Origin of the sequence: Laedolimicola sp., from assembly GCF_051972735.1 — a bacterium.
Taxonomy (GTDB): domain Bacteria; phylum Bacillota; class Clostridia; order Lachnospirales; family Lachnospiraceae; genus Laedolimicola; species Laedolimicola intestinihominis.
In genome coordinates this window covers 20,679-30,944 of record NZ_JBOKYU010000027.1, presented here as the reverse complement: position 1 = coordinate 30,944, position 10,266 = coordinate 20,679, and the positions used below count along the sequence as shown (strand labels likewise).

The 10,266-nt window shown below is 51.6% G+C and carries 11 protein-coding genes, 1 tRNA gene and 1 pseudogene; 2 read left to right on the top strand and 11 right to left on the bottom strand.

From position 1 onward, the window contains the following. A partial coding sequence (locus tag ACTRC3_RS07780) for a tyrosine-type recombinase/integrase (RefSeq protein ID WP_440322675.1) occupies positions 1-334 on the top strand: 334 nt, incomplete at its 5' end. 100 nt (positions 335-434) lie between these two features. On the opposite strand, the gene ACTRC3_RS07775 is transcribed toward ACTRC3_RS07780, so the two are convergent. From ACTRC3_RS07775 to sdaAB, 3 genes are all read right to left on the bottom strand, one after another. Beyond that, positions 435-507 (bottom strand) — tRNA-Thr (locus ACTRC3_RS07775). Positions 508-573: 66 nt separating this feature from the next. Beyond that, positions 574-1,449, bottom strand: a complete 876-nt coding sequence (sdaAA, locus tag ACTRC3_RS07770) for an L-serine ammonia-lyase, iron-sulfur-dependent, subunit alpha (RefSeq protein ID WP_440322674.1) — start codon at positions 1,447-1,449, stop codon at positions 574-576. Between the two features lie 94 nt (positions 1,450-1,543). Beyond that, a complete protein-coding gene (gene sdaAB / locus ACTRC3_RS07765) occupies positions 1,544-2,212 on the bottom strand; it encodes an L-serine ammonia-lyase, iron-sulfur-dependent subunit beta (RefSeq protein ID WP_440322673.1) in 669 nt (222 codons plus the stop codon). Positions 2,213-2,719: 507 nt separating this feature from the next. Here sdaAB and ACTRC3_RS07760 point away from each other — a divergent pair. Then, a complete protein-coding gene (locus tag ACTRC3_RS07760) occupies positions 2,720-2,890 on the top strand; it encodes a DUF1540 domain-containing protein (protein WP_178039191.1) in 171 nt (56 codons plus the stop codon). A gap of 167 nt (positions 2,891-3,057) precedes the next feature. On the opposite strand, the gene ACTRC3_RS07755 is transcribed toward ACTRC3_RS07760, so the two are convergent. The 8 genes and pseudogenes from ACTRC3_RS07755 to ACTRC3_RS07720 all read right to left on the bottom strand — a co-directional run bounded on the left by ACTRC3_RS07755 (position 3,058) and on the right by ACTRC3_RS07720 (position 10,260). Then, positions 3,058-3,969 (bottom strand): YitT family protein, encoded by a 912-nt coding sequence (locus ACTRC3_RS07755; protein WP_178039190.1) that lies wholly within the window; start codon positions 3,967-3,969, stop codon positions 3,058-3,060. Continuing rightward, positions 3,970-4,538 (bottom strand): annotated as a pseudogene (locus ACTRC3_RS07750) (xanthine phosphoribosyltransferase). 84 nt (positions 4,539-4,622) lie between these two features. Next, positions 4,623-5,351, bottom strand: coding sequence for a Sir2 family NAD-dependent protein deacetylase (locus ACTRC3_RS07745; protein WP_178039188.1), 729 nt, complete (start codon positions 5,349-5,351; stop codon positions 4,623-4,625). Positions 5,352-5,519: 168 nt separating this feature from the next. Continuing rightward, positions 5,520-6,986 carry an RsmB/NOP family class I SAM-dependent RNA methyltransferase gene (locus ACTRC3_RS07740; protein WP_440322672.1) on the bottom strand — a complete coding sequence of 489 codons (1,467 nt, stop codon included), beginning with the start codon at positions 6,984-6,986 and terminating at the stop codon, positions 5,520-5,522. 2 nt (positions 6,987-6,988) lie between these two features. Further along, entirely contained in the window at positions 6,989-8,191 is a 1,203-nt protein-coding gene (locus tag ACTRC3_RS07735; protein ID WP_440322671.1) for a class I SAM-dependent rRNA methyltransferase, read from the bottom strand. A gap of 4 nt (positions 8,192-8,195) precedes the next feature. Beyond that, positions 8,196-8,837 (bottom strand): endonuclease III domain-containing protein, encoded by a 642-nt coding sequence (locus ACTRC3_RS07730; RefSeq protein ID WP_440322670.1) that lies wholly within the window; start codon positions 8,835-8,837, stop codon positions 8,196-8,198. A gap of 94 nt (positions 8,838-8,931) precedes the next feature. Beyond that, positions 8,932-9,213, bottom strand: a complete 282-nt coding sequence (locus ACTRC3_RS07725; RefSeq protein ID WP_440322669.1) for a hypothetical protein — start codon at positions 9,211-9,213, stop codon at positions 8,932-8,934. 15 nt (positions 9,214-9,228) lie between these two features. Next, complete coding sequence (locus ACTRC3_RS07720) at positions 9,229-10,260, bottom strand: galactose ABC transporter substrate-binding protein (protein WP_440322668.1); 1,032 nt, start codon at positions 10,258-10,260, stop codon at positions 9,229-9,231. Between the last annotated feature and the right edge of the window lie 6 nt (positions 10,261-10,266).

Sequence of the window (10,266 nt, the reverse complement as noted above, 5' to 3'; positions counted from 1 at the left end):
TGGGACATACTGGAAGGGTGATAATTATATCTTTACGCAGTCGGACGGCTCGCAGATGTACCCATCTACACCTTATGCGACCTTTCAGAAGATCATCAAGAGATATAACGACTCACTGCCGCCGGATGCCCCACCGTTGCCCAGGATACCCTTGCACGGTCTGCGGCACACATCCGCAACGCTCCTGATCAGCCAGAACGTTGACGTCCGAACGGTTTCCGGAAGACTTGGGCATGCACAGACAAGCACCACCATGAACATATACAGCCATCAGTTGCAGAGTGTTGACCGTAAAGCCGCCTCTGTTCTGGATGATCTGTTACAGGCAAAATAGAAAAAATGTTAACCAAATGTTAACCAAACGTCAAAAAGAGCACCCTTTCACAGGATGCTCTTTCTTTTGTTTTTGCCGTATTTTCGGGCTTTTTCTGTTAAGCTGGAAAAGGGACTTGAACCCTCGACCCCTTCATTACGAGTGAAGTGCTCTACCGACTGAGCTATTCCAGCTTGCTGTGTCAGCAACTGATATTATACTTGAAAATGAAATATTTGTAAAGGGGTAATTTTAAAACATCAACACTTTCCGCAGGCCTCACAGGCCGACGGCGCGGCAGCGCAGCCGCCGAGGGCCGTCTCACGCAGTTCTGCCGGGATGCGTCTGCCTACGTTATACATGACTGCAATCATTTCGTCCAGCGGAATCAGCTGCGGGACGCCGGCCAGCGCCATCTCGGCTGAGGTCAGGGCAACAGCGACTCCTGCCGCATTCCGATTCTGGCATGGGTATTCCACCAGACCGCCCACCGGATCGCAGACCAGACCCAGCAAGTTCATGAGTACTGTGGAAGCCGCGTCCAGACAGGCCTTTGGGGAGCTGCCCAGCAGCTCCACGGCAGCCGACGCCGCCATTGCAGAGGCTACGCCCACCTCGGCCTGACAGCCGCCCACAGCGCCTGCCACGGTGGCGTTCCGCATGGCCAGATAGCCCACGGCCCCGGCGTTGTAGAGAGCCTGTATCATCTCTGCTTCTGTAAAATGAAACTGCTCCTCCAGCGCCAGCAGGACGCCCGGCACAATACCGGAAGCCCCCGCCGTGGGGGCCGCCACGATAAGTCCCATAGACGCATTGGTCTCCAGCACCGCCATGGCATAGGCCACGGCCCGTCCAAGCACCGGTCCGCAGAGGCTTTTGCCCTGCCCATCGCCCTGCTGCCAGTCAGAAAGCATCTTCGCCTCGCCGCCCAGCAGACCGCCCATGGAGCGTCCGGGCTTTTTTATGGGGACGCGGGCTGATTCCCGCATGATTTCGTAGGCCTTCTTCATCCGGGCGTCACAGGTCTCGCCGGTGATTTCACCTTCTTCTATCTCACGCCTGCGCATTACGTCCGAGATGCAAAGCTTCCTTTCTTCACATAATGCCAGCAATTCCTTCGCGTTCTTAAAATCCATGTTTCTAACTCCTCATAGTATCACGATTTACACCATTTTTCAGATTGGCTTCCGCAAATCGGGCTCTGACGCTGCCACATAAGCCAGCATTTTGCTAGGGCTGCACAATCATCACTTCATGCACGTTCTCATTTTCCCGCAGCTCCCCGGCGACTGCCTCCGGAAGCCGCCCGTCGGACTCCACGATGGTGTAGGCGATATCGCCCTTTCCCTCCCGGAACAACCGCATAAAGGCGATATTCACGCCGTGACGGCTGAGTACACTGGTAACGTGAGCCGCAACGCCCAGCCGGTCCTGATGAATTACAATGGCTGCGCTGTACTCGCCGGTGAAATCCACCTCCACCTGATTGATCCGGCAGATGCGCGCCTTGCCGCCACCCAGGGATTCGCCGCGGACTGTGAGCTCCTGGCCGGACCCATTTACCATATGGATGTCCACCGTATTCGGGTGCACCTCCGTTTCCTCCCCGTTCGGGGTAAAGGAGAAATCAATGCCCCGCTCCTGCGCGATGGAAAAGGAATCACGTATCCGCTCGTCGTCGGTATCAAAGCCCATGATGCCGCCCAGCAGCGCCCGATCTGTACCATGCCCCCGATAGGTGCGGGCAAAGGAACCGTAAAGGATAAATTCCACCCGGACCAGAGGCCCGGCAATCATTTTCTGAGCCAGATAGGCGATTCTGGCCGCTCCCGCCGTGTGGGAGCTGGACGGGCCGATCATATTCGGACCCAGCACGTCAAAGACACTGATAAACGACATAGCGTTACTCCTTTTCGCTTCGTAATAGTCTCAGTATAGCATATCCATTTCCCTAAAACAATTTTCCATTTTATATATTTTTTAGAAAATCCCAATTTTTTGTTAAGAGTGCGGACACAACTTGGACACAACCTTTGTGTATGATAATACTATCAAATGAAGCAAAGCAGAAACATGCGAATGCTATTCATAGAAACAAATACAAAATGGGGCTGCCGGCGCTGCTTCGGTGCCGACCGGTCCCGACTAAAAACAATGGGTAATTCCCTTTATCATATATCTCTAAGTAGCAATCACTTTCAATTGTTACTCTCCTTCTTCAATAGTATAAAGCAACAGAAATCTCCTGACGGCCCACAACTCCGGCAGGAGGTTTTTGTGTGCTTTCATTTACAGACGCTGGAGTTATTTTCCATTTTTTCTCACGCATAAAATCCGCCTGCCGATACACACTACTTCTGTAACGCAAGCAAATGCGGTTCGCCGCGCCATAAAGGAGGAATTTTTATGATGACCAACAAGAACGAAGCCATCGGATGTACTGTCAACAACTGCACACATCACGCCCAGGGCGAAAATTACTGCACACTGAATAAGATTCAAATCGGTACCCATGAATCCAATCCGACCAAAATCGAGTGTACCGACTGCGAATCCTTCGTAAATAAGGCGCAGTAGATCCCCGCGCAAAAAGCCTGCACCCCCAATCCGGGTACAGGCTTTTTCCTTATAAAAAAATATTCCGGAATACGCTCCTTCTATAGCTTACGCCATTTCCCGGATTCTGTGCAGGCTCCGCGTAAAAAGGCCCCGAAGCGCATGCCTCGGGGCCAAATCATCTTATTTTACAGATGTTTCGCGAATCTTCCATCAATTCCCACATTATCCTTGCTGACCACGAAAGCCTTCGGGTCGATATATTTCATTTCCTGCTTCAGCATGGACAGCTCATGCTTGGACATGACCGTAAAAAGGATATGGGACCTTTCGTCCGTATAACCTGCGATTGCATCCCAGTGAGTGACGCCCCTGGCCAGCTCGTCCATGATATAATGCTTGATTTTATCCGGATCTTCCTTGGTAATGATAATCACCGCCGTCCGGATATTCTGGGTGTGAGTCTTATCCACCATCAGCGTGTTGACCGCCGCGTAGATAATACAGTAAATTACGACCTTAATATCAAACAGCAGGGCACAGGACGCGTAAATCAGCAGATTGATAACCAAATTCAGCTTTCCCACGCTAAAACCATTGTACTTCTTTGTAAAATACATGCCCAGGATATCAATTCCGCCGCTGCAGCCACCGCTCTGAAGGGAAACACCGATTCCGGCTCCCACGATAATACCGCCAATCAGGGTCGCCGTAATCGTATCCTCCACAATGGGACTGGCAGGAATCGGAATCAGTGTCAGGAACAGAGACTGGCTCACGACGCAGATAACCGTTTTCCAGAAAAAATGCCGTCCCACCGACATATAAGCCAGCACAAAAAGCGGCAGATTCAAAATCAAACTGATGATACCCGCAATATCTGTTCCGCCGAAATTCAAGTGCGCGTACTGCACCAGAATGGTACGGATAATCTGGCTGATACCCATGACGCCGCCGCTGTACAGGCCTGCCGGGACGATAAAATTATTGATACCGATGGCGTAAATCAGCATTCCGCCAATGGTAATCAGAACCTGGGAAATATCGCTCTTTTCAAAGGCGCGGACTGCTGCGTCCGCGCCTGTTCTCTCCTTTTTCATCTAAAATACCACTTTCCCATTCTCGAAAGCCTTGATGCTTGCCTGGGCGTATACATGGATCCCTGACTCTCCAGCTTCTCACGTCCCGGCTGAAATGCCTTCTCGATAAGCACGCCAAGACCGGCCACGGTGGCATGGGCCTTGCGGATCAGACGGATGGCTCCTGTGGCTGCCTCGCCATTGGCCAGAAAATCATCAACGATCAGCACATGATCCTCATCGGAAATATAGTTCTTCGCCAATGTCAGACGGTAAGAGGTATCCTTCGTATAAGATACTACCTCAGTCTGCCACACCTCGGTCTTCAGGCTGTCCGCGGTCTGCTGCTTCTTCAGAATCACCAGCGGAACCCCAAGCTCCTTCGCTGTAAATAAGGCCGGCGCAATCCCCGAGGATTCAATGGTGAACACCTTGGTGATGCCCTGTCCCTTAAAATGCTCCGCCATGTCTTTTCCAATTTCTTCCATCAACAGTGCGTCCACCTGATGGTTTACAAAGCCGTCTACCTTCAGGATGTCCCCGTCAACGACTTCGCCTTCCTGCAATATCTTTTCTTCCAGTGCTTTCATATGTTTGTCCTCCAGTCAGTCACCTAAGCTTAAGCCCGCTCCGTCCTCTTTCAGGACCGCCACTGTCAGCTCCCTGCCGATGTTTCACAGCACAATCTTCGGCAGTGCCGTCTTTACCTCTTCCCGCAACACAATATCCGCCTTCGCGTCGGTAAAATGCTCCGCCGCGTTGATGATAATCAGGGTCTCGCCTTCAAAATACTTCACATACCGCTCGCAAAGCCCCGAGCCAATCGAGGTACCAAGAAGCAGCAGTACATCTGCCTTCGCGATCTCCTCCGCGGCCGCGGTCATCATCCGGTTGTCCACCTGTTCCCCAAAGAGCAGTACCTTCGGGCGAATCACCGCCATGCAGTCCTCACACAGAGGAACCCGCTTCGCGTCACGTATATACTCCATCGAATACTTTCTGCCACATCTGGGACACTCATTATCGTAAATGGTTCCATGCAGATTCAGTACCTTCTGACAGCCCGCCCGGCCCGGCAGGTTATGCACATTATTGGCGATGCTGCACTGAAGCTTTCCCCGCCGCTCCAACTCCGCCAGTGCGTAAAAACCGGCGCTCGGTTCCAGATGGGGCTTCAGCATCCATTCCCGATAGTATTTAAAAAAGGTCTCCGGGCGGTTCACGTAAAATATCGAAGAAAAGATCTCCTCCGGCGAATAACCAAACTCCTGCTCCACCTGATAGGCAATCTCAGGAGCTCTTAAGCTTGGCATGCCGGATTCCTTCATCATATCCGTGCCGCACATGGCTACCGTATACCTGCTTTTGTCCAGAATATTTCGGATCAGTTCATAATCATTCATAAGAAAAGCCTCCCCACGAAAGTTTTGATAATCCGGCAGTTCCGCTTCTGAGCTGCGTTTTATGTCTGGGCTCTGCCTTGTTTTTATTGTGCCACTTTTTGTCACTTTTGTCAATGTAAATGGTGGTTTTATTTTGCATTTGTGTTATATTTGCACAAAAAATATTTGTTATTGTTTCCGAAGCCCCTTGGGGTAATGATTTTTCAGAATGCCGCCTGCCTGCTTGCCCCAGCCAAGGGAGAAGCCGTCGGTCTGTACCAGCGTCCATCCCCTGCCGTCAGATCCCTCCAGGCTCTCGCCGGACAGCCAGGCCCTGATTTCCCGGGAATCTGACCCGTAGGAGACGCTGCGCTTTACGTCCTCCGCTTTCAATGCCAGAGCCAGGGCGTGGGCCGGTTCAAAACGGTTCTTTTTAACCGTCCCCAGATGAAGACCGGGGCGCAGAACCCTAAGGCTCTCCAGGTTCAGCTCACAGGGCAGCAGGTACAGCTGTTCTCCAAAGAGCATGGGGATACCCTCGTGACCGTGAACCAGCGTATCTGCGGCAAATTCCCTGTAGAGCTTCCAGGCTTCCGCTTCCGCGGACACGACGCCGGATTTGCCGGAGTTCTTTCCGTTTTTTCGATTTTTCCGCTCCGTTTTTTCGATTCGAAGGGTGCTTAACTCTTCTCCCTGGTTTCCGTCTGCCTTTTCAAGCACCGCCGCGTAATGCCCTTCCCCGTTCAGCTTATGGGGCCACAGCCGGAAGGTATCCTTCACAGACGCCAGAACTGCTTCCAACCGCTCCACACTGACACTTTCCTTCTCCTCATCCGTCAGCTTCACCCACTCCGGTCTGCCCGGGGCAAAGCCTTCATAAGCCTCAGTCTTTTTCACCGAGAACTCCGGATGCTTCAGAAGAAAGCGCACTATACTCTCCTCGTCCTCCTCCGGTGCGAAGGTGCAGGTAGAATAGACTAACACCCCGCCGGGCCGCAGCATCTTCGCGGCCTCTTCGAGAATGTCCTGCTGCCGTTTTGCGCAGAGATCCACATTATCCTGACTCCACTGGCTGACAGCCTGCTCCTCTTTTCGGAACATACCCTCGCCGGAGCAGGGCGCATCCACCACAATCCGGTCAAAGAACGCCGGAAAATGAGGTGCAAGACGCTCCGGTGCTTCATTTGTCACCACTGCGTTCAAAATTCCCATCCGTTCGATATTGGAAGAGAGAATTTTCGCCCGGGCCGGATGAATCTCATTGGATACCAAAAGCCCCTTTCCCTCCATGGCTGCCGCCAGCTGGGTGCTTTTTCCGCCGGGAGCCGCGCAGAGATCCAGCACACGGTCGCCCGGCTGCACTCCTGCCAGCTCCGCCACGGACATGGCGCTGGGCTCCTGGATATAGTAGACGCCGGACTCATGCCAGGGATGCCTGCCGGGCCGATCCTCCGTTCCATAATAAAAGCCATTTTTCGCCCAGGGCACAGGTTCCAGCGTAAAGGGGCTGATCCGCGCAAACTCTTCTGCGGAAATCTTCGCCGGATTCACCCGGAGGGCCTGATGCCGTTCCTTTTCATAGCCTGCCAGGAAGTCCTCATATTCTGCTCCCAGAAGCTTTTTCATTTTTTCTTCAAATAATTCCGGTAGCTGCATCCCTATTTTTCCTCACAAACCTGGAAGATATAAAATTTCAGGTAATAAGACTCGTCCGCTGCCCAGAGAATCGGATGATCCGGAGCCTGGGTCCGGTATTCTACCTGGCGAATCCGTTTGTGGACGCTCTTTGCCGCTTGGGCGATGGTCTGGGTAAACAACTCGTAGCTCATGAAATGGGAGCAGGAGCAGGTGGCCAGAAAGCCGCCGTCCTTCACCAGCTTCAGGCCGCGCATATTGATTTCCCGATATCCCTTGGTGGCGTTCTTGATGGAATTGCGGGATTTGGTAAAGGCCGGCGGATCGAGAATTACCACGTCGAACTTCTCGCCCTTCTTCTCCAGATCCGGCAGCAGGTCAAACACATCCGCGCATTCAAAACGCACCGTATTCTCCAGGGCGTTCAGCTTCGCGTTCAGCTCTGCCTGATGTACGCCAAGCTCCGACGCATCCACGCCGATGACCTCTTTGGCTCCGGCCAGTCCCGCGTTCAGGGCAAAGGAACCCGTATGGGTAAAGCAGTCCAGCACCCGGGCATCCTTACAGAGCTTCTGAATAGCCAGACGGTTATACTTCTGATCCAGGAAAAAGCCTGTCTTCTGACCGTCCTTCACATCCACCAGATAGCGGACACCGTTTTCCACGATTTCCACATTGGTATCAAAGGGTTCGCCGATGAAGCCTTTGACACGCTCCATGCCCTCTTTTTCCCGTTCCCTGGCGTCGCTTCGCTCATAGACGCCGCGAATCTCCACGCCGTCCCCGGCCAGTACCCCCTTTAATTCCTCAATAATCGTTTTCTTCATCCGATCGATACCCAGCGCCAGCGCCTGTACCACCAGCACATCCGAGAACTTATCTACGACCATACCCGGAATCCAGTCCGCCTCGCCGAAAATCACACGGCAGCTGGAAGTGTCCACCGTCTTCTTCCGGTACTCCCAGGCTGCTTTTACACGGTTGTGTATAAATTCCCGATCAATCTCCTGCTCCGGATTTCTCGTCATCATACGGATCCGGATTTTGGAATGACGGTTGATAAAGCCCTTTCCCAGTCCATAGCCGTCGAAATCCCGGACGAGAACCAGATCCCCGTCCTCAAAGTGTCCCATGACCGATTCGATTTCATTATCGTAAATCCAGGCTCCGCCCGCCTTTAGCGCGCGTCCCTCGCCCTTTTTCAGTGTAGCAATTGCGTATTCCATATTTTTACTCCTCTACTCCATTTTTCGCGCAGATATCCTGCAGACAGCATTTCTCACAATAGGGTTTGGTCCGCGCTGTACAGACCTCCCGTCCGTGATTGACCAGGCGGTGACAGAAATCACTGCCCTCCTCCGGCGGAATCAGCTTCCACAGGGCCATTTCCACTCTCTTCGGGTCCTTTATGCCGTCCACCAGCCCCATCCGGTTCACCAGACGGATACAGTGGGTGTCGGTGACAATGGCCGGTTTTCCGAACACATCTCCCATAATCAAGTTGGCGCTTTTGCGTCCCACGCCCGGCAGCGCCAGAAGTTCGTCGAAGGTGGTCGGCACATTTCCATTATATTTTTCCTCCAGAATCTTCATACAGGCGCTGATATCCCGGGCCTTGCTATGGCCCAGTCCGCAGGGCTTCACGATGGCTTCGATATCCTCCACTGGCGCCGCCGCCAGAGCCTTCACATCCGGATACTTTTCATACAGCTTCTCTACCACCACATTGACCCGGGCGTCGGTACACTGGGCTGCCAGCCGTACGCTGACCAGCAGCTTCCAGGCCTGATCGTAATCCAGGGTACAATCCGCGTCCGGATATTCCTTTTTCAATCTGTCAATGATTTCCAGGGCAAGTTCCTGCTTCGTCATGTCTCTGTCTTCTCCTTATATACTCTATGATGTCCAATTCTTCCTCTGTAAAATAAAATGCACAGGTTCCACTACTTGATATTGTGCCGCCAACTTATTCCGTCTTCGAATCTAACTGCTCTTTTTCCGGCTCCTCCTGCTGTTTTTCCATTTCATGAACGCCATTTTTTACAGACACAATCAGCTGCCAGATTCCGAACACGGCTATAGCAGCTCCACCCAGTCCAAATACAACCATAGCCACCAGACCTAATGTATAGGAAAATCCCTCGCTCTCCGGCAAACCGGAAAAAATCTTATATGCCAGACATACTAAGTAGATACCTGCTGCTACGTAAATAATTCTGCGTGCCATATTTCTTGTTTTGTCATCCATAATATTTCAACACTCCTATTCTGTTTTTGCAATATTGCTGCCTTCCATTTTAGTATAAGGTTCCCGGATGTATTTTCCGTTTTCCAGTTCCAGACCCTCTAATGATTTTCCCGTTGCCAGACAAAATGCCAGATCAAACATTTTTTCTGCCTGTCCTTCTTTATTATTATAAACGGTTCCCTGGATTTCTCCACTTTTTAACGCAGCCAATCCCACATCGGTTCCGTCAATTCCCAGGATTATCGGCCATTGTTCCCTGTCAATTTCTGCGGCTTTCAGAGCGTCTACAGCCCCCAACGCCATATCGTCATTATTTGCAAGGATCAATTCGATCTGTTCCCCATACTGAGTCAGTATTTGTGCCATCTTTGTCTGAGCCTGCGCCCGGTTCCAGTTGGCAATGGCGTAGCCCAGCTTTTCCACCTGCACTCCATGCTCTATAATTGTATTCACAGCATATTCTGTCCGCACGATTGCATCCTGATGATCGGCTTCCCCTTCCAATACCATATACTGGAATATGCCGTCTCCATTTTTATCTGCGGATGTCTCAGTTTGGAAAATATCTGCCGCTATCTCCCCCTGCATAATTCCGGATTCAAACGCCTTAGCCCCCACATAATATAACTTATCCCAGCGCTCTAAATCCTGTTCTACCAGCTCCCGGTTAAAGAAAATCACCGGAACATTCTTTTTTTCTGCCATATCAATAATAGTTACCGGCTCTGTCCGATCTACCAGATTAATGCAGACAATATCGCAGCCATCCTGAAGCATAGCTTTTACCTGACTATTCTGTGTAGTCTGACTTCCTGCCGCATTGTAAACGTCAATATTGACCGACACATTATAATCCGCTGTTCCGGATACCTCGCTGGCATATTCGTTAAAATGCTCTATCAGTTCCGATACAAAGGTATCATACTGATCATATACACTGACGCCAATCCGGATACTGGTAATCTGTCCGCCTGTGCTTCCACACCCCACTGTTTCCACTGCCAACAGACAGGAAATTACCCCTGCAATTATTTTCTTTACACCCATTCCTAT

Bases quoted from the DNA above. Each gene is read 5' to 3' on its own strand.
- sdaAA (WP_440322674.1), bottom strand. From the start codon at position 1,449: ATGGATTTTAAGAACGCGAAGGAATTGCTGGCATTATGTGAAGAAAGG.
- sdaAB (WP_440322673.1), bottom strand. From the start codon at position 2,212: ATGTCGTTTATCAGTGTCTTTGACGTGCTGGGTCCGAATATGATCGGC.
- ACTRC3_RS07760 (WP_178039191.1), top strand. From the start codon at position 2,720: ATGATGACCAACAAGAACGAAGCCATCGGATGTACTGTCAACAACTGC.
- ACTRC3_RS07755 (WP_178039190.1), bottom strand. From the start codon at position 3,969: ATGAAAAAGGAGAGAACAGGCGCGGACGCAGCAGTCCGCGCCTTTGAA.
- ACTRC3_RS07745 (WP_178039188.1), bottom strand. From the start codon at position 5,351: ATGAATGATTATGAACTGATCCGAAATATTCTGGACAAAAGCAGGTAT.
- ACTRC3_RS07740 (WP_440322672.1), bottom strand. From the start codon at position 6,986: ATGCAGCTACCGGAATTATTTGAAGAAAAAATGAAAAAGCTTCTGGGA.
- ACTRC3_RS07735 (WP_440322671.1), bottom strand. From the start codon at position 8,191: ATGGAATACGCAATTGCTACACTGAAAAAGGGCGAGGGACGCGCGCTA.
- ACTRC3_RS07730 (WP_440322670.1), bottom strand. From the start codon at position 8,837: ATGACGAAGCAGGAACTTGCCCTGGAAATCATTGACAGATTGAAAAAG.
- ACTRC3_RS07725 (WP_440322669.1), bottom strand. From the start codon at position 9,213: ATGGATGACAAAACAAGAAATATGGCACGCAGAATTATTTACGTAGCA.
- ACTRC3_RS07720 (WP_440322668.1), bottom strand. From the start codon at position 10,260: ATGGGTGTAAAGAAAATAATTGCAGGGGTAATTTCCTGTCTGTTGGCA.